Source organism: Stenotrophomonas sp. STEN014 (assembly GCF_056760315.1).
On record NZ_JBRREN010000011.1, the window covers coordinates 26,585 to 46,684 of the forward strand.

Here is a 20,100-nt window from a genome sequence, read left to right on the forward strand (position 1 = left end):
CCATACAAGACCGGTCCCGGGCCAGTCCGCCCGGTGACTACCCGGGCAGTCCCCACCCTCGCCGGCCGGGCCTGCGCCACCTCCGGCAGCTTTCCCGCCCGGGCTCCGCGCGGCCTGCTCCGGTTGCGCAGCCAAAACAAAGGGCGCCCGAAGGCGCCCTTTGCTCAGCCCAACACGGTACGGATCAGGCCGCGATCACGCGCACCATTTCCAGGCACTTGTTGGAGTAGCCCCATTCGTTGTCGTACCAGGCCACCAGCTTGACGAAGGTGGTATCCAGCGCGATGCCGGCATCGGCATCGAACACCGAGGTGTGGGTCTCGCCGCGGAAATCGGTGGCCACCACCTTGTCCTCGGTGTAACCCAGGATGCCCTTCAGCGCGCCTTCGCTCTGTGCCTTCACTTCGGCGCAGATCTCGGCGTAGGTGGCTTCCTTCTCCAGCTCGACGGTCAGGTCGACCACCGACACGTCCGAGGTGGGCACGCGGAAGCTCATGCCGGTCAGCTTCTTGTTGAGTTCCGGGATCACCACGCCCACGGCCTTGGCCGCACCGGTGGAGGACGGGATGATGTTCTCCAAGATGCCGCGGCCGCCGCGCCAGTCCTTGTTGGACGGACCATCGACGGTCTTCTGGGTGGCGGTGGCGGCGTGCACGGTGGTCATCAGGCCGCGCTTGATGCCCCACTTGTCATTGATGACCTTGGCCAGCGGGGCCAGGCAGTTGGTGGTGCACGAGGCGTTGGAGATGATGCTCTGCCCGGCGTAGGTCTGGTGGTTGACGCCGAAGACGAACATCGGCGTGTCGTCCTTGGACGGGGCCGACAGCAGCACCTTCTTGGCGCCGGCATCAAGGTGCTTCTGCGCGCTGGCCTTGTCCAGGAACAGCCCGGTGGATTCGATCACCACGTCCACGTCCACTTCGTTCCACTTCAGGTTGGCCGGATCGCGTTCCTGGGTCAGGCGGATCTTCTTGCCGTTGACCAGCAGGTGGCCACCCTCGATGGCGACATCTGCGTTGAAGCGGCCGTGCACCGAATCGTACTTGAGCATGTAGGCCAGATAGTCCGGCTCCAGCAGATCGTTGATGGCCACGATCTCGATGTCGTCGCCGAAGTTCAGCACTGCCGAACGCAGCACATTGCGCCCGATGCGCCCGAAACCGTTGATGCCGACCTTGATTGCCATGTTCACAAGCTCCTGCAGCCGCAAACCCGTTGCGGCGGGGGTGGAAAGGGGCCGTTATTCTAACAGTAGCCGGTCCCGGTTCCGGTGCGGCAGCAGTGCCCCGCAAATGAGCGCCAGCTGAGTGCAAACGCGTGTTTGATCAGGATCAAAGCGCTCCCCGGCCGGCATCCGGACACTGGCGCCACCTCCAACAAGCAATGGAATTACACATGCGCAAGACCTCCGCCCTGCTGCTCTCCAGCCTCGCCGCGGCTATGGCCCTGGCCGCCGCGCCCGCCATGGCCCAGTCCAAGGGCGATTGGACGCTGGGCGTCGGCGTGCACGCGGTTGATCCCACGTCCGACGCCGGTGACCTCAACGGTGCCGCGCTGGGCCTGGGCGCGCTGCCGACCAAGGTGGACAGCGATATCAAGCCGACCGTCACGTTCGAATACTTTGTTGCCGACAACGTGGGCATCGAGGTGCTGGCCGCCCTGCCGTTCAAGCATGAAGTCAGCATCGATGGCGTCGGCAAGGTCGGTGAGACCAAGCATCTGCCGCCGGTGGTCTCGCTGCAGTACCACTTCGCCAACAGCAGCAAGGTCACCCCGTTTGTCGGCCTAGGCGTGAACTACACCAAGTTCTTCGACACCGACAGCAAGGGCGCACTGGATGGCACCAAGCTGAAACTGGAGGATTCCTGGGGCCTGGCCGCCCATGCCGGCCTGGACTACGCCATCAGCGACAAGGGTGCACTGCGCGTGGACCTGCGCTGGGCCGACATCGACACCAAGGTCAAGGTCAATGGCGCCAAGCTGGGCACCGCCAAGATCGATCCGCTGGTCTACGGCGTGGCCTACGTCTTCAAGTTCTGATCCTGCCCCTCCCGGATCATCGCAACGCCCCGGCCCTGGCCGGGGCGTTGTTGTTCCAGCGTCGCCAGATGTGGCAACAGCACCACCTCGCGCAGACGTTAGAATCGGGCCATGAAGAATCTCCCGACCCTGCTGGCCACCGCCAGCCTCGCCCTTCTTGCCAACACCATGGTGGTTTCCGATGCATATGCCTGGGGTGCACAGGGCCACCGGCTGGTCGGCCGGGTCGCCGAAACCGGCCTGAGCCCGACCGCCCGGGCCGAAGTGGACCGCCTGCTTGCCGGCGAACCGGTTCCCTCGCTGGCCGCCATCGCCCCGTGGGCCGACGAACTGCGCGCCAACGATCCCGATCTGGGCAAGCGCTCGGCCAACTGGCACTACGTCAACATGGCCGAAGACGGCTGCGCCTACCAGGCCGCCCGGCATTGCCCGGATGGCAACTGCGTGGTGGAGGCGCTGAAGCAACAGAGCGCCCTGCTGGCCAACCACAAGCTGCCCGATGCAGCACGCCTGCAGGCGCTGAAGTTCGTCGTGCATCTGGTCGGCGACATCCATCAGCCCATGCACGCCGGCTACGGCCACGACCGCGGTGGCAACAGCTACCAGCTGCAGTTCAATGATCGCGGCACCAACCTGCATTCGGTGTGGGACAGCGGCATGTTCTACGCCCTGCAGTTGAATGATGACCAGTTCCTGCAACGCCTGCAGGCACTGCCGGCGCCGACCGGCGTCAGCGCACCGCAGCTGCAGCGTGATGCCGGCCAGTGGGCCGAGCAGACCTGCCATATCGCCACCCGTCCGGGACTGTATCCACCCGGCCGCAAGATCGGCGAGGCCTATGCCGCGACCTGGCGACCGGTTGCCGAGGTACAGGTCCGTCTGGCTGGTGAACGTCTGGCCGCGTTGTTGAACGCATTGCTCGACGGGCAATGATGCCGCCTTTGGAACGTCATCTGAACGATCATATTGAAGAAGCCGCGAGCTCCCGCCCGCGGCTTCTTCATTTACGGCGTCCATCAATTCAAATCGCTGCTTCTCCGTACACGCACCCGGCCCTGCTCCACCTCGAAGGTGAAGCCATACAGCAGCGTCACCGGTACCGGCTCCACCTCGGCAGCACCGGCGCAGTTGCCCGGCGCCAACGCAGCCGTACCTGGCGCAAAGCGGCAGATCGCCGCAGGATGGAACACCCACTTCGCCGTGGCATCCAGTGTTGCCCGCAACAGAGGCGCATGCTCGGGCACCGCGCCGGCGCTGCAGCGGGTGTGCTCAAGCAGCGACTCCGCACGCTCGACGCTCCCGTCAGCCATCACAATCACCCGCACGCACAGCGTGGTGGGTGGCAAGGTCTGACGTTCATAGCCCGGCGGCAAGCTGGGTGATGGCGCCTGCAGGGGCTCCGGCATACGGAACGTTTCAGTGGCGCCCAGCACGTACGGCTCAATCGCTCCGGCGCCGCCGCTCCTCTGCTCGGGTGCCAGCAGCTGCCGCCCGATGTTGTAGCTGCCGGCCAGTTCCCCGTCTGCCACCGGTCGCGTGGCGCAGCCTGCCAGCAGCAACAGCAATGCCCCCGTCATGAGCCGCACGATCAGCTCCCCGAGCTTTCTTCGGTATGCGTGGCGCTCTCATCCAGGTCAAACCAGACCGGTACGCGCACCGCGCCAGCAACGGCCTGGCCATCTTTCTGCGCCGGGTTGAATTTCCACTGCCGTGCGGCTTCCACCGCGGCCGTATCGAATACCCCCTGCGGCTGTGAGGTTTCGACCTTTACATCTGTGGGCTGCCCTTCCGCATCCACCTCGATCCGCAGCACCACCTTGCCGCTGACGCCGTTCTCGAATGCAGCCTTGGGGTACACCGGTGGCGTCATGCGATCGGTCGTCGGATCGTTCTCTCCGGCTTCCGGCTCGACCGAAATCTTTCCTGACGACGCGGCTCTCGAGCTGCCACCAACCTCGTCGGTTTGAAGCTTCAGTGCCAGCAACGAGCTGCCACCACGGGTCGTGACTTCGACAGCAGCCATCTTGCCTGCCGCCACCAGCAGTTCCGGCGAAGACACCAACACCCCATCGGCCTTCAGCGTGCCCTGCAAGCGCAGCTTTCCAGCCTCCGCAGGCACCACAGTGAACTCGGCATCCCATTTCACCCCGTTGGCCGACTCCAGCGTGAAAGCGAACGGCTTGCCTACTGGCTGATGCAGTTCGAACTGCTGCTGCGTTCCATCGGCATCGGCCTGTACCCGCGTTGCGTAGACGGCGCCGGCCTCAGTCATCGCCGCCGTTCCGGGCTGTGCCGCCCATGCGGTGTAGCCCACGCCACCGCAAAGTCCTGCAGACAACACCACCATCGCCAACCACTGCTTCTTCCCCGGTACCGGACGCTTCAACATGGCAATACGCTCCTTCAATGGATGCTGGTTCTGCCAGTGGCACCCCACCGGCAACGGAGACAGCGCCAGCCCGGTCTTGAGCATGGCGTTGCCATAACTGCGACGTGCACCTGCGGTATGGGCGATGACGCGTTCATCGCAGGAAAGCTCCTGATCCTCCCGACACCGGCGCACGGCTGGCCCGAGCAACGGGTTGAACCAGTACACGCATTGCAGCAGTGCCAAGGCGGCATTCACCCAGAGGTCGCCACGGCGCAGATGCAGCTGCTCATGCAGCATCACCAGCTCGCGCTCCTCGGCGTTGTAACGCTGCTCAAAGTCGGCCGGCACCACAATCCGGGGCCTCAGCACACCGACTATCGCCGGCAACCCGGCGACAGTTTGCGCCTGCCAGTGACCATCGTCGCGCTGTGTCAGCGCCCCCAGCCCACGCATGAAGTGACGCTGCTGCCACAGCAACCACACCGCCATCAGCAGCGCACCAGCCAGCCACAGCGCCAACCAGCCCGGCACTCCTTCGGATAGTGCCGCTGCGGCATCGGGAATGGTCTGGCCCACTTGCACGGCCATGTCGGTCGCGGCCATTGGCACCGTCGTCAATCGCGGCGCAGGCAGCCATACCGCGAACAACGCTGCCGGCACAATCAACCACATCAGATACGCGGCACTGGCACCGAGCCAATTGCGAACTGCCCCTCGCAACAGCAGTACCACTACCATCGCCGCGCTGGTGGCGACGGCTCCTTCCAGCAATCCCGCCAGAAAATCAACGCTGGTCATCGTCGAGGTCCTCCAGCAGTTTGCGCAGCTCGGCAACGTCGTCGCGGCTCAATCGCCGATGCTGGCTGAAATGCGCTACCAGCGGCGCAACACGTCCATCGAACAGGCGTTCGATCAGGCTGCTGCTTTCCTCCAGCACCCAGGTGTCGCGTTGCACCAGCGGCGAATACAGATAACGACGGCCATCCTTCTGCGCGGCGATGGCGCCCTTGTTGAGCAGACGATTGAGCAGGGTCTTGACCGTCGCCTCGGCCCATTCGTTGCCGCCGGGCAGTCGCGCAATCACCTCGTCTGCGGACAGCGGATGCAGTCCCCACAGCACCTCCATCACCACCGCCTCGGCCGCGCTGATCTGGATCATCGTTTACGCCTGTAATTTTTTTCGATTACACGCGTAAACAAAATCCCTGTCAAGCGCAACGCCACCGGCACTAAGCTAGGTCCACCCCGGATCGGAGGTGAAGTCGATGGTCAGCCAGAATCCGGCGTCGCGGGCGCCCAGGCGGGTGGCGATCTCGTCGCGCAGCCGGTCCACTTCGCTGATCGAGCCGAAGCTCCACTGCGGGCGGGTGAGGATATGGATCTCGACGAACTGCATGCGTCCCATCTTGGCCACATGGCTGCTGAAGCCGGAGAAGCCATGCTCGGCGACAAAGGCCTCCATCACCTGCCTGACCCGCTCATCCAGCTCCGGCGGCGCCACCTGCAACACCTCGCGCATCGCCTTCCAGGTCGTGTGCAACGGCAGCGGCAACACCGCCAGGCAGATGCCGGCCAGCACCAGCGAATCCAGGTACGGAACCAGCCACTGCCGGTCACCGCCACTGAGCAGCGTGGCGAGCAGGAATGCGCCCAGCACCGCCAGGCTCATCATGCCGCTCAGGAACCAGGCCCGTGCATCCAGGCTCAGCAAGGCCGACTGCAGCTGCCGGGCCTTGGCGCTTACGTAGAGGGACATCACCAGATTCACCACGCTCAGCAGCGCCGACCAGAACAGGGCGATGCCCAGCTTGACCTCATGCCCGCCGGTGGTCAGGCCGATCACCGCGTTGGCCAGCGCGTAGATGCAGGCCAGCGACAGGATCGCCCCGCCCATCGCCTCGACCATCGGCTCCAGGTGCCAGTAGCCGTACTGGAAACGGGAGCTGCCCTCGCGCGCGACCAGCCGCAGCACCGACAGCGCCACCAGGGTCAGCGCGACGTCCACCAGGCTGTAGACGCCATCGAACAGCACCGCCTGCGAGCCGGCGAGCAGGCCACCGAAGAAGCCGGAGGCACTGACCCCGACCGTCACGCCAATGGACAATTTCAGAATGCGCTGCTCTTGGCTTGTGTCCATGGGCGTCCATGACGGCGGGGCTGGCCGGTTTCAGCCCTTCAATACTTCTACTTTATAGGTGGCGATGCCGTCTTCACGCTCGATGATCAGCCCGTGGACATCGGACTCGAATCCCGGGAAGCGGACGTTCTGCTCGCGGGCGATCCGCAGGGACTGGATGATCGGATCATTGGCCCGGCCAAACCGCTCACCGGGCATGATCGTGGGGATGCCCGGGGGATAGGGAACCAGCATGGTGCCGGCCACCCGTCCGCTCACCTCCTCGATATCGACCCGCTCGATATCACCCCGCACCAGATGGTCGTAGGCCTCGGCCGGTGTCATCACCGGCTCGGGGAGTTCCACGTACATCTCCTTCATCACCCTGGCGACTTCGAACTCGGCATTGAACGCGTGCAGGGCCTGGCACAGGTCCCGCAATCCCCAGCCCGCATAGGCGTGCGGATACGCCGCGGCCAGCGTCGGCAGGGCCTGCGACAACGGGGCGTTGCTGTCATAGAGCTGCTTGAAGGCCATCAGCTCGGTGACCAGCGTGCTCCACTTGCCCTTGGTCACACCCATCGAGAACAGGAACAGCACCGAGTAGAGGTTGGTCTTCTCCACGGTGATACCGCGCGTCCACAGGAACCGGCTGAGAACTGCGGCAGGAATGCCGTTCCGCTCCATATGGCCGTCCATCGCCAGCCCCGGGGTGAGCAGCGTGACCTTGATCGGATCGATCAGCACATAGTCGTCGACCAGCCCCTCGAAGCCATGCCAGTGCTCGCCCTTCTGCAGATACCACTGCGAACGCCCGGCGATCTCCGGTGCTGGGCCCTGCTCCTTCGCCAATGCGCGTTCCACCGCGGCGGGCTGCCACACCTTGAACCACCACGTGTCATGGCCCAGATCCTGCTGCACGTGCAACATCGCATGGCGGAACGCGATGGCCTCATCGTGCATCTCCTGCACGAGCGACTGGCCGGCCGAACCGGTCATCATCCGCGACGCCACATCGCAGGAGGCGATGATGCCGTAGTGCGGGCTGGTACTGGTGTGCATCATGAAAGATTCATTGAACCTGGCCACATCCAGATCGCGATTGGCCGAGTTGCGTACATGGATCATCGATGCCTGCGAGAACGCGGCCAGCAGCTTGTGCGTGGAATGGGTGGTGAAGATGATCGCGTCCTGCTCGCGCGCCTTTCCCTTGGCCATGCCGTAGTGGTTCTCATAGAACGGATGGAAGGCGGCATAGGCATACCAGGCCTCGTCGAAGTGCAGGAACTCCACCGTGCTGCCGATGGCCAGGGCGATGCGCTCGGCGTTGTAGCACAGCCCGTCATAGGTGGAATTCGTCACCACCGCGATCCGCGGCTTGATGCCCTTTTTCCAGGCGGCCCGGGCCACGGGATTGGCATCGATCGCCGCCGCCATGATCGCCTTGTCGAACTGGTCCAGACCGATCGGACCGATGATGCCGTGCGCGTTGCGGCTGGGACGGAAATACACCGGAATGCCGCCGGTCATCACCAGCGAATGCAGCAGCGATTTGTGGCAGTTGCGATCGACGAACACGATATCGCCGCGGGCCACGGTGCCATGCCAGACGATCTTGTTGGCGGTCGAGGTGCCATTGGTGACGAAGAAGGTGTGATCGGCGCCAAAGTTCCTGGCCGCCTCGGCTTCGGCGTCCTTGATCGGACCGGTATGGTCCAGCAGCGATCCCAGCTCGGGCACGGAGATGGAAAGATCGCTGCGCAACGTGTTCTCACCGTAGAACTGGTGGAACGCGCGGCCCACGGGAGACTTGGTGAAGGCCACGCCACCGGCATGGCCCGGGGTATGCCACGAATAGCTGCTCTCGGCCGCATGGTGGATCAGTGCCTTGAAGAACGGCGGCAGCAGCTTGTCCATGTAGGATTCGGCCGCGCGCATCACCTGCCTGGCGATGAAATTCTTGGTGTCCTCGAACAGGAACACGTAACCGTGGATGTGCCGGAGCAGTTTGCTGGGCACCTTCTCGATGGTCCGCCGTTCGCCATAGAGGAACACCGGCAGGCCCTTCCGTCGCGCGCTCTGTTCATGCAGGAACGTCTCCAGCCGCTGGAACTGGTCGGGCGTATCTTCGGTCCCGTCGATGGAAATGAGCACCGCCGATGCGGCGATATAGGTTCTCGCGCCGGCCTGGGCATCGGCCAGGGTCAAGCCTGTCAGCACGCGCTGGTCCGTCTTGCGCAGTTCATCGACCAGCTCCCGGATCAGGATCCCGCCAATCCGCGGCGACTCGTAATCGTCATCGATGACGACGATGGGATAGTCCAACGACTTGAAGTACATGGCTGTCTCCTGCATCGGGAAAATGAAGCCGGGGGAGGAACGTCACTTGCCTGCCGGAGGCAGCATCTCGTTGCGCTGCTGCCGGCGCTGTTCGCTGAAGAACGGATAGAACACGGTGATGAACAGCACGAACAGGAAGGCGTACTGGACGATGTTCCCCGCCGATCCGTAGATCGCCCACAGGCAATACACCACGGTCACGCTGGTCAGCGTCCAGAACGCGCCGGTGTGGACGATGGTGTGCGACCGCTCGACCACGAAATAGCAGGCCACGCAGGAATAGATATACGGCAGCAGCGTCAGCACCACGGCCGCGGAGGTGATGACATCGAACTGCGCCGATGCGGTCTCCGAGGTCGAGGTCAGCAGCACCGCACTGGTCATCAGCAGCGCGACCACGAGGATCCCCTTGACCGGCACATCCTGGTCGTTGGTACGCCGGAAGATGGACGGGAACAGGCCGTCATCGGCCGCGGCCTTGGCACTTTGCGCGGTCAGCAGGATCCAGCCCCCCAGCGAGCCGGCCGCGCCGAGGAATGCGCACAGGCTCACCACCCCGCCGCCCCAGCCACCCACCGCCTTGGCCGCAGCCAGGGCGAACGGAGCATCGGAGGTCTGCAGCTCGGCATTGGGAACCATGCCCATGATCACCGAGGAACTGGCGATGTAGGCGACCGCAGCGAGAAAAACGCCGGCCAGTGTTGCCCGCGCCACGTTCTTCTCCGGATTCTCGACCACGCCGGCCGTGACCGAGGCGGACTCCACCCCGATGAACGCCCACAGCGTCAGTGCTGCGGCACTGGAGACAGCACCGAAGTTGGATTTTCCCGAGACGTTGTAGGCGCCTTTGAAAATCTCCATGTCGAAGAAGAACCAGCCGAAGATCGCGATGCCCAGGATCGGAACCAGCGCGAAGCTGGTGGTGACGGTCTGCAGCCGGGTGACGAACTGCGGGCCGATGACATTGGCGTAGCTCAACCCCCACACCAGGATCAGCACCGCGATGCAGCGCACCACCGGATCGGACAGGATCGGAAAGAAGTAGCTGAAATAGCCCACCGCCGCGATCGGGATGGCGACATTGCCGATCCAGTTGGCGAACCAGTAGATGGTGTTGGTCTGGAAACCCATGTATGGGCCGAACCAGTCACGCGCATAGGCATAGGGGCCACCGGCCTGCGGTGCCATATTGCCGAGCTTGGCGAACACGAACGCCAGCAGCAGCGCACCGGCCGTGGTCACCAGCCAGCCCCAGATGGAGGCGGTACCGATCTTCGCCAGACTGGACGGAAGCAGGAACACGCCCGACCCCATCATGTTGCCGGCGACCAGGAAGGTGGCCCCGACGACACCGATCTTCTTTCCTGTTGCCATGACGACACTCCTTCTGGGTGGATGTCGCCCCGCAGCCGAGGCAACAAGGGGGAAGTGGCTCTATTTGATGAAGTTGTATTGCAGGCTTCCCTGCAGCCGCAGCGCATCGGCGCGGGCGCCGTCCTGCTGCTGCAACCGCCCGTAAAGCAGCTCCATGCCCATGATCCACGAGGGCGCCGGGCTCCAGATCAGGTTGAAGGCGCCGTACTGGCTGCGCCGGAACGCGGTGCTGGAAAGTCCGGGATCACGCTCCAGACGCAGATCGCCGTAGACCAGGTTCGATCGCCACAGCGAGGACCAGTAGTGCGTGTAGGCGACATAGCCGCCATGCACGCCAAGCGCCTGCAGACGCCCGTCCGCATCGACAACGCCATCCAGATCCGAGCCGCTGATGTCGGCCACATAGCGGCTGATGCCGCTGCCCGCCACCGCGCCGAACAGCAGCAGATCCTGCCCGGGCAACGACAGCGAACCGGAGAACGACAGCCCAGCGCCGAACACGTCATCCTTTCCGCTGTCGTGGCGATAGCCCAGTCCGCGCCCCAGGGCCGCCAGCTGCAGATGGCCCCAGTCGCGCTCCATCCGCGCGGCGATGCTGACATCGGGAAAGCGGTTGGAAATGCTGGCGTCCGCGTGCGCCGGGGTCAGCTGGCCATCGGGATCTTCGGCCGCCACCGTCAGCGTGTTTCCCTTGCCCAGCGAGAAGCTGTGGTGCACGCCGGCCACCAGCAGGTACGCGGCGCCGCCCGGGCCCTCGAAGTCCAGCGTGTCCGGCAACGCGTCGGCATCCATGAAACTGGAATAGCCGTAGCCCGCATAGGTGTTGCCCAGCTGTCCGTAGGCGTGGCGCAGCCGGAATTCATAGCCCTCGGCGCTGCCGAAAAAATCGTTCTCCAGATAGAAGCGGAGATTTCCGCTGGTGGTCGGGCGCCGCGCCTCGAAGCTGAAACGCGTCTGCCGCGCATGCAGATTGAAACGGGAGGTGTCGTGACGATCGGTGCCCACGGGAATCGTGGAAGTCACGAACTGGTTCTCATCGCCGGCATTGCGCGCGTCGGCAATCGCATCGAGCTTGGCATAGCCGCCCAGCCGGAACAGGGTCCGGGTACCCGGGATAGGAATGAAGCCGCCCAGGTCCGGCTCGGTGGGCGACATCGCGTTGTCGTAGCGGGATGCCGCCGCCGACGGATCGGAAACCGATTCGCGCATCGGCAGGGGGCTGCGTTCCACCGTCCCGGGGTCTGCGACCTGTTGCGCGGGAGCCTGCACCACTTGTTCGCGCTCAGGTGAGGCTGTGCGTTGGCTGTCGTTTTTCTCCAGTACCGCCAGACGCTCATTCAGGGCCTGAAGCGTGCGCTGTACGTGTTCGATCTCGGCCCTCAATCCCTGGACGGTATCCTGCCCGTGGGCCGCCGGGAGGCAGCCTGCCAGAACGATTCCCGCGAGCAATGGGTTCCGCTTCATCATCGGATCCTGGTGCACCATGCAGAAAAAGCTGCACATCGCATGCCGCAGACGCAACACGCCCGATCACAAGGAAGCGGCATCACCATGCCAATGCGCGGGGCTATTGATACGCCGCACGCATGATGGCTTCGTGAAACACCGTTACTGCGCGGGCGCCATCATCTTGATGACTGCGTGCATGGGCCGGTTGCGGCCCGGTTGCGGCCCGGTTGCGGCCCGGTTGTACCGCGCCAGCATCCGCCAACGGCAGGCAGTCGGACACGGACCCCGCGGGCGATCTGCGGTTGCGCCAGATCACCGGTCGGATGCGGATCATGCCTGCGCCTTCCCCGCGGGCGCCGGCCTCCGCACATTCCCCGCCGCATCCGGATGCGTTGCGTAATCGCTACACATCGCACATACGGGCCGGGCGGGAGGATGGATCGGGCGGAGCCTGAGCCTGGGGCCACCCGGCCATCAATCGAGGTGGATATGTCCAAGCGTGAATCGGAAGGGGGACAGGCCCGGAGCCGATATGAAGCGATCTGGCCGCTGCTGCGCTCGGTCACCGCGCTGGCAAGCGTGGTTGCGGCAGGCTTCAATCCGGGAGCTGCCGATGCGCAATCGGTGACGGGAACCGGCGACATTTCCCCGGCTGTTCCGACGCCGCCATCGGGAAACTGGAATATCCGGGCCCGGCTGTATGTCGGGCAGACCGGAACCGGCACCCTGACCATCGCCGGTGGCGGCTCGGTTACCGACACCGTGGGCTTCCTCGGCTATCGCACCGGCAGCAACGGGACCGTCATCGTCACCGGTACCGGCTCGACGTGGACCGATGTCAGCGATGTCTATGTGGGCTACGAGGGCACCGGTCGCCTGCGGATCGAAGACGGTGGCCACGTGAACAGCCGTACCGGGTATGTCGGCGATTTCGCCGGCAGCGCAGGCAGCGTGCTGGTTTTCGGCACAGGCTCGTCATGGGTCAACGACAGCGACCTGGAGATCGGCGTTGAAGGCACCGGCAGGCTTTCGGTGGAGAACGGCGGCGCAGTGGACAATCGCTACGGCTATGTCGGCTCCATCGAGGGTGGCACGGGGAGTGTCACTGTCACAGGCAGCGGCTCGCGCTGGACCAACACGGTCGACCTGCTGGTCGGTTACTCGGGCGCGGGTACGGTCGCTGTCCTGAACGGCGGCAATGTCTACGGAGGTGCAAGCTATATCGGCGCCTTCGCTACGGGAGCCGGCACGGTGACTGTCTCCGGCAGCGGCTCGATCTGGGCCAATACCGGCAACCTCGTCGTCGGGCAAGGGGGCAGCGGCATTCTGACCCTGACCGAACGCGGCAGTGCGCTGGTCTCGACTGCGGTGCTGGGAGCGCTTGCCGGCGCCCGCGGCACCCTCAATCTCGGTGCGGCATCGACCAGTCCGATGGATGCCAGCGTGGCGGGAAAGCTCACTGCCGCCGAACTCGTGTTTGGCGAGGGCACCGGCACGCTGGCCTTCAACCACACCGACAGCGCCTATCGGTTTGACCCCGCCTTGCGCAGCGTGGCGGCAGGTATCCACGCGCTCAACCACTACGCAGGGGTCACTGGACTGAGCGCGGACAGCTCCGCTTTCAGCGGTACCACGACCGTTTCCGGCGGCAGTCTGCAGATTGCCGACCAGCTCGGTGGTTCGGCGATCGTCACCGGTGGCCGGCTGCAGGTGGATGGCACCTTCTCCGGCCCGGTCACCGTGGAGCGGAGCGGCACGCTGGCGGGAGCGGGTACCGTTACCGGCGCCACCGGCTTCAGCGACGGCGGGAAGCTGGAGGGTATCCAGGGCCAGACGCTCAGATTTGGCAGTGATCTGACGCTGGGCGCCAACTCCACGATCAACGCCGCGCTCGGCGGCGCCGATACCCCACCGCTGTTCGACGTCGACGGCGCGCTGACCCTGGACGGCACCCTCAACGTCAACAGCCAGGGGGGCTTCGGCCAGGGCATCTACCGTCTGTTCGACTATGCCGGCACGCTGACCGACAACACCCTGGATATCGGCGCCACGCCCAGCGGCGTGTCGGCTACCGACCTCCTGCTCCAGACCGGCAGCGGCCAGGTCAACCTTGTCTATACCGCTGGCGACACGCTCAACTTCTGGGACGGTGGCAATGCCGGGCTGCATAACAACGGGGTGGTCGATGGCGGCGGTGGACGCTGGGATGCCAACGACGGCAACTGGACCACGGTCACTGGTGCGGTCAACGGTCCGTTCCTGCCCAACCCGAACTTTGCCGTGTTCCAGGGCCGCGGCGGCAGCGTCACGGTGGACAACACACAGGGGCAGATCGGCATCACCGGGCTGCAGCTCGCCACCGACGGCTATTCCCTCGTCGGCGGCGAGCTGGTGCTGCAGGGCGGTACCGAAAGCATCATCCGCGTCGGCGACAGCTCGGCGGCACGCACCGGCATGGTCGGCACCATCGCCTCGGACCTGAGCGGCGCCAGCACGCTGGTGAAGACCGACTTCGGCACCTTGCTGCTCACCGGCAGCAACCGCTACAGCGGCGGCAGCGAGGTCCGCGGCGGCGTGCTGGCGGTACGCAGCGATACCAACCTGGGTGCCGCGGCAGGCGGGCTGACGCTAAATGGCGGCACACTTGCCAGCATCGCCAGTTTCGATAGCACCCGTGCCATCACACTCGCCCAGAGCGGCGGCATCGACGTGGTTGCCGGTACCCGGCTGGGCCTCGGTGGCCCCATCACCGGAAGCGGTGACCTGCGCAAGCTCGGCGCCGGCACGTTGGTGCTCAGCGGCAGCAACCGATACGGCAACACCCGGGTCGAGGCCGGCACGCTGATCGGCGACACCGATACGATCCGCGGCAACCTGCTCAACAATGGCGTGGTGGTGTTCGACCAGGCTGCCGACGGCGTCTGGAACCGCCAGTTCGCCGGTGGTGGCAGCCTGGTCAAACGCGGCAGCGGGACCTTGTCGCTGGACAGCAGCAGCGACCAGAACTGGCACATCGAAAGCGGCCGTCTGATCAGTGCCGGCGGACGGTTTTCCGGCGCGGTGCAGATCGACGCGGCCGGCACCCTGCAGTTCGACCAGACCGCCGATGGCGCCTACGCGGGCGTACTTGCCGGCAGCGGTGTTTTCGCCAAGACCGGGGCAGGACTGCTGAACCTGTCCGGCGACAGCCGTAGCTTCAGCGGGCAGACACAGCTGCAAAGTGGCACCTTGGCCATCGCAAGCGATGGCTGGCTGGGTGGCACGTTGACCGTCGCCAGTGGCGCCACCTTGCAAGGCACCGGGACAGTGGGGACAACCACCGTGCAACGCGGAGCCGGCATCGCACCCGGCGATGGCATCGGCACGCTGCGGGTTGCCGGCGACCTCATGTTCCAATCCGGGTCGACCTACCGCGTGGAGGCCGACCCGGCTTCGGTGACCAGCGACCGTATCGCGGTGACCGGCACCGCCACGCTGGCCGGTGCGGTGGTGCACGTCGGCCCCGATGGCGACTTTGCGACCAACCGCCAATACACGATCCTGACCGCCAACGCGCTGCTCGGCCAGTTCGACACGGTCAGCTCCGACTTCGCCTTTCTCGATCCCACCCTGCGCTACGGCGCGCAGGATGTGATCCTGCAACTTGAACGCAAACAGAGCGGCGGCGCGTTTGTCGATGCGGCGGTGACCTCCAACCAGCGCGCGAGCGCCGCCGGTCTGGACAGCCTGCCCATGGACGACCCGTTGCACCAGTACATCCTGACCTTGCCCGACGGCGCGCCACCGGCCGTGTTCGACAATCTTTCCGGCGAACTGCATGCCAGCCTCGCTGCCGGCCTGCTCGCCTCCGGCAGCGGCATGCGCGAACGGCCGGTGGCGCACCTGCGTGGCCGCCTGGCGAATCCGGACCCGGCCCCGGTGTGGACCGAGCTGACAGGCAACTGGCAGACCCTGCGCGGTGACGGCAACGCCGCCGAGCTGGTGCAACACCGCCACGGTCTGGTCCTCGGCAGCGACCGGGCCGTCGGCGATGACTGGCATATTGGCGGCGCACTGGGCTACAGCGACGTGGATATCGGCATCGATGACCGCCAGTCCGAGGCCGATATCCGCAGTTACAGCGGGGCGCTGTTCGGCGGAAGGTCGTTCCAGGCCGGCAGCGGCGCGCTCGCTCTGCTGGGCGGCGCGATCCACACCCGGCACAACATCGACACCCGTCGTCATACCCCCGTGGCCGATGCGCCGCAGCGACTCACGGCCGGCTATGGCGGCCACACCACCGAGCTGTTCATCGAACTGGGCTACGTCATTGCCCTTTCGCCGCGCAGCTCCATCGCCCCGTTTGCCGGGCTGGGCTGGAGCGAAGTGCGTACATCCGGCTTCACCGAAGCGGGCGGCTCGGCGGCATTGACCGGGCAACGCACGCACGACACGCAGAGCAGCAGCGCCCTGGGCCTGCGTGGACAGACCGAAGGGGTGCTCGGGCAAACCAGGGGGCTGCTGAAGGCAACCCTCGGCTGGCAGCATGCGTTTGGTGAGGGGCGCGCATCCCGGACCCTGGCCTTTGCGGGCGGCCAGGCGTTTACCGTGGCCAGCGTTCCGTTGGCCCGCGATGCCGCGATAGTCGAACTGGGCGCCGATCTGCAGATTACCCCGTCCACCACCCTGGGCCTGGGCTACAGCGGCCAGTTCGCCAGCGGCAACCGCGAGCACCGCGGCGTGCTGAGCCTGCAGTGGCGCTTTTGAAAACCCGCATTGGCCATCGACGGCACTGGGCGGAGCTGCCGCAGCACCGGTCATGACAAGCGCCGCCCGGCCAAAGCCACTCGCCGGGGCGCCACAACAAGAAAAGGCCGGGGAGTTCCCCGGCCTTTTGCATAGCTCAAACCGCAGCAGCGATTACTTGCCGACCTGCGCCTTGGCCGCCGCGACCACCGCCTCGGTGGTGATGCCGAAGTGCTTGTACAGCTGGTCGGCCGGAGCCGAGGCACCGAAGCTGTCCAGGCCGATCACCGCACCGTCCAGGCCGACGTAGGCACGCCAGAAACCCGTGACGCCGGCTTCCACCGCCACGCGGGCGCGGATGGCGTTGGGCAGCACCGATTCGCGGTAGGCCGCGTCCTGGCGGTCGAACACGTCGGTGGACGGCATCGACACCACGCGGGTCTTGATCCCGGCCGCGTCCAGCTCGGCCTTGGCGGCCATCGCCAGACCCACTTCCGAACCGGTACCGATCAGGATCACATCCGGGGTACCGGCCGCGTCGGCCAACACATAGCCGCCGCGTTCGATCTGCTTGACCTGCTCGGCGCTGCGCGCCTGGGCCGGCAGATTCTGGCGGCTGAACACCAGGCAGCTCGGGCCATCCTTGCGGGTGATCGCCGCCTTCCAGCTGACCGCCGATTCGGCCGCATCACACGGGCGCCACACATCGTTGTTGGGGATGTAGCGCAGCGAGGCCAGGTGCTCGACCGGCTGGTGGGTCGGGCCGTCTTCGCCCAGACCGATCGAGTCGTGGGTGAACACGTGGATGACCTGCGCCGGGATCAGCGCACTCATGCGCAGCGCGTTGCGGGCGTAGTCGCTGAACACCAGGAAGGTGGCGTCGAACGGCAGGAAACCGCCGTGCAGGGCCAGGCCATTGGCGATGGCGCTCATGCCGAACTCACGCACGCCGTAGTGCACGTAGTTGGCATCGGGGTCTTCGCCGACCACGGTCTTGCTGGCCTTCCACAGGGTCAGGTTGGAACCGGCCAGATCGGCCGAACCACCGATGATTTCCGGCAGCAGCGGCGCGAACGCTTCAATGGCGTTCTGCGAGGCCTTGCGCGAGGCGATGTTCGGCGCTTCGGCCTGCACCTTGGCGATGTAGGCATCGGCCTGGGCGATGAAATCTTCCGGCAGCTCGCCATGCGAACGACGGGTCAGCTCTTCGGCCTGGGCCGGGAACTGCGCGGCGTACTTGTCGAACTGCTGTTCCCATTCGGCCTGACGGAACGTGCCGGTGCCGCCTGCACGCCAGGCGGCGTAGATGGCTTCCGGAATCTCGAACGGACCATACGGCCAGTCCAGCTGCTTGCGGGTGGCGTCCAGTTCGTCCTTGCCCAGCGGTGCACCGTGGCTGGATTCCTTGCCGGCCTTGTTCGGCGAGCCAAAACCGATGGTGGTCTTGCAGCAGATCAGGGTCGGCTTGTCGGCCTGCGACAGCGCCGCATCGATACCGGCCTTGATGCTTTCCGGATCGTGCCCATCCACGCCCCGCACCACGTTCCAGCCATAGGCCTCGAAACGCTCGGGCGTGTTGTCGGTGAACCAGCCTTCCACTTCACCGTCGATGGAGATGTTGTTGTCATCCCAGAAGCAGACCAGCTTGCCCAGGCCCCAGGTGCCGGCCAGCGAGGCGGCTTCGTGCGAAACGCCCTCCATCAGGCAGCCGTCGCCCAGGAACACCCAGGTGCGGTGATCGACGATTTCGAATTCGGGGCGGTTGTAGCGCTGTGCCAGCAGCTTCTCGGCCAGCGCGAAACCCACCGCGTTGGCCAGACCCTGGCCCAGCGGACCGGTGGTGGTTTCCACGCCGGGGGTTTCGTGGTGTTCCGGATGACCGGCGGTCTTGCTGCCCAGCTGGCGGAACGCCTTGAGCTGCTCGATCGGCAGGTCGTAGCCGCTCAGGTGCAGCAGTGCGTACTGCAGCATCGAGCCGTGGCCGTTGGACAGCACGAAGCGGTCGCGGTTGAACCACTTCGGATTGTTCGGGTTGTGGCGCAGATAGTCATTCCACAGCACTTCGGCGATGTCGGCCATGCCCATCGGCATGCCGGGATGACCGGAGTTGGCGGCTTGGACCGCATCGGCGGCGAGGAAACGGATGGCGTTCGCCAACTGGCGGCGGGTGGGCTGCGTCATGGTTCGTCGTGTCGGGAGGCTCCCGCGGAGCTGCGGGCGGCCTATTGTCCCACAGAGCACCCGGCCGGTCAGGCCGGAACCCGGCCCTGTCAGTGATGAAATCCGCTTGTTTCACAATGCGGAACGGCCGCCCTTCACAGAGCGGCCGTTCATTCATATCTGCGGCAGCCGCCGATCAGTCGCGGGGGTGGTGGCGACCGACGGTTTCGTCGCTTTCGCCGCGTGCCACCAGCGTGGTCAGGGCCAGATCGCCGGTCACGTTCAGCGCCGTGCGGCACATGTCCAGGAAATGGTTGACGCCCAGGATCAGGCCGATGCCGACCGGATTGACGCCGACCATGGCACAGATCAGCGCCACCACCGGCAGCGAGCCCGACGGCACGCCGGCGGTGCCGATACCGCCCAGGATGCAGACCACCATCACCATGAACTGCTGGCCGATGCTCAGGTCCACGCCGAAGAACTGGGCCAGGAAGATCACCGTGACGCCCTCGAACAGCGCGGTGCCGTTCTGGTTGGCAGTGGCACCGACGGTCAGCACGAAGCGCGAGACCTTGCGCGGGAAACCCATCTGGTCGGCCACGCGCATGGCCGTTGGCAGGGTCGCGTTGGACGAGGCGGTGGAGAACGCCATCAAGGTGGCTTCCTGGGTCTGCCGGAAGAACTGCAGCGGCGAGCGGCCAGCCAGCTTCACCGCGATGCCGTAGCTGATGAACATGTGCAACGCCAGCGCCAGCACCACCACCCCGACGTAGGCGCCCAGTTTGACCAGCAGGCCGAAGCCGAAGATCGCGGCCAGGTTGAACATGAAGCAAGCCACCGCATAAGGCGCCAGGCGGATGACCAGATTGATCAGGGTCATCGAGATCTCGAACAGACCCTCGATCGCCTTGCGCAGCGTGGCCACTTTTTCCGCCGGCGAGAGCACCATGCCGATGCCCAGCATAAGCGCGAAGAACATCAGCGACAGGATCTTGCCGTTGTCGGCGGCAGCAGCCAGCACGTTGTTGGGAACAATGGACAGCAGCATCTCCAGGCCCTTGGGCTGGGTGCCGACGCCGGCCACGATCTCCTTGCTGCGCTCGGCGTTCTCGGCCAGCAGCTGTGCGGCCACCGCCGGGTCCACGCCGGCACCGGGCTTGAGCACATTGACCAGCACCAGACCGATCAGCACCGCCACGCCGGACAGCACGATGGTGTAGGCCAGCGACTTCCAGCCGATGCGTCCCAGCGCGCGGATATCGCCCATCTCCGAGACCCCCATCACCAGCGCCGAGAAGATCAGCGGCACGATGAGCATGAAGATCAGGTTGAGGAACAGCCCGGAAACCGGCGTGGTCAGGTAGCTGGTGACCAGATGCACCCAGGACGCCCCGGGACTCAGCATGTGCACAAGCAAGCCAAGCAGCAGACCGATACCGAAGCCGATCCCGATCTTCCAGTGGAACGGCATGCTGGCGGGGGTCTTTGCTGCATTGACCATAGGTATATGTCTCTCCGATGA

Annotated in this window: 13 protein-coding genes; 3 read left to right on the top strand and 10 right to left on the bottom strand. The window is 65.3% G+C overall.

The window, feature by feature from the left end:
- Positions 1-184: 184 nt before the first annotated feature.
- The gene (gap, locus tag ACVOMC_RS14010) at positions 185-1,186 is read right to left on the bottom strand and encodes a type I glyceraldehyde-3-phosphate dehydrogenase (protein WP_057505643.1); all 1,002 of its coding nucleotides are present in this window, start codon (positions 1,184-1,186) and stop codon (positions 185-187) included.
- A gap of 209 nt (positions 1,187-1,395) precedes the next feature.
- Here gap and ACVOMC_RS14015 point away from each other — a divergent pair, with 209 nt between their 5' ends.
- The gene (locus ACVOMC_RS14015; RefSeq protein WP_054657438.1) at positions 1,396-2,040 is read left to right on the top strand and encodes an OmpW/AlkL family protein; all 645 of its coding nucleotides are present in this window, start codon (positions 1,396-1,398) and stop codon (positions 2,038-2,040) included.
- 111 nt (positions 2,041-2,151) lie between these two features.
- Complete coding sequence (locus ACVOMC_RS14020) at positions 2,152-2,973, top strand: S1/P1 nuclease (RefSeq protein WP_481524437.1); 822 nt, start codon at positions 2,152-2,154, stop codon at positions 2,971-2,973.
- An 83-nt stretch (positions 2,974-3,056) separates the two neighbouring features.
- On the opposite strand, the gene ACVOMC_RS14025 is transcribed toward ACVOMC_RS14020, so the two are convergent.
- The 7 genes from ACVOMC_RS14025 to ACVOMC_RS14055 form a co-directional block, all read right to left on the bottom strand.
- Positions 3,057-3,617, bottom strand: coding sequence for a hypothetical protein (locus ACVOMC_RS14025; protein ID WP_481524438.1), 561 nt, complete (start codon positions 3,615-3,617; stop codon positions 3,057-3,059).
- A gap of 11 nt (positions 3,618-3,628) precedes the next feature.
- Positions 3,629-5,209 carry a TonB family protein gene (locus ACVOMC_RS14030; RefSeq protein WP_481524439.1) on the bottom strand — a complete coding sequence of 527 codons (1,581 nt, stop codon included), beginning with the start codon at positions 5,207-5,209 and terminating at the stop codon, positions 3,629-3,631.
- Positions 5,196-5,570, bottom strand: a complete 375-nt coding sequence (locus tag ACVOMC_RS14035; RefSeq protein WP_481524440.1) for a BlaI/MecI/CopY family transcriptional regulator — start codon at positions 5,568-5,570, stop codon at positions 5,196-5,198. The genes ACVOMC_RS14030 and ACVOMC_RS14035 overlap by 14 nt, the downstream gene beginning before the upstream one ends.
- Positions 5,571-5,645: 75 nt before the next feature.
- Positions 5,646-6,548, bottom strand: coding sequence for a cation diffusion facilitator family transporter (locus ACVOMC_RS14040; protein ID WP_481524441.1), 903 nt, complete (start codon positions 6,546-6,548; stop codon positions 5,646-5,648).
- 30 nt (positions 6,549-6,578) lie between these two features.
- Positions 6,579-8,867: an Orn/Lys/Arg family decarboxylase gene (locus ACVOMC_RS14045; protein WP_481524442.1), complete on the bottom strand. Its 2,289-nt coding sequence runs from the start codon at positions 8,865-8,867 to the stop codon at positions 6,579-6,581.
- 42 nt (positions 8,868-8,909) lie between these two features.
- Positions 8,910-10,241, bottom strand: a complete 1,332-nt coding sequence (adiC, locus tag ACVOMC_RS14050; protein ID WP_481524443.1) for an arginine/agmatine antiporter — start codon at positions 10,239-10,241, stop codon at positions 8,910-8,912.
- Between the two features lie 60 nt (positions 10,242-10,301).
- Complete coding sequence (locus ACVOMC_RS14055) at positions 10,302-11,705, bottom strand: DcaP family trimeric outer membrane transporter (protein ID WP_481524444.1); 1,404 nt, start codon at positions 11,703-11,705, stop codon at positions 10,302-10,304.
- A gap of 474 nt (positions 11,706-12,179) precedes the next feature.
- Here ACVOMC_RS14055 and ACVOMC_RS14060 point away from each other — a divergent pair, with 474 nt between their 5' ends.
- Positions 12,180-16,436, top strand: a complete 4,257-nt coding sequence (locus ACVOMC_RS14060; RefSeq protein WP_481524445.1) for an autotransporter family protein — start codon at positions 12,180-12,182, stop codon at positions 16,434-16,436.
- Between the two features lie 153 nt (positions 16,437-16,589).
- On the opposite strand, the gene tkt is transcribed toward ACVOMC_RS14060, so the two are convergent.
- Positions 16,590-18,596, bottom strand: coding sequence for a transketolase (gene tkt, locus ACVOMC_RS14065; RefSeq protein ID WP_481524446.1), 2,007 nt, complete (start codon positions 18,594-18,596; stop codon positions 16,590-16,592).
- Positions 18,597-18,771: 175 nt separating this feature from the next.
- A complete protein-coding gene (locus ACVOMC_RS14070) occupies positions 18,772-20,079 on the bottom strand; it encodes a dicarboxylate/amino acid:cation symporter (RefSeq protein WP_481524447.1) in 1,308 nt (435 codons plus the stop codon).
- Positions 20,080-20,100: the final 21 nt, after the last annotated feature.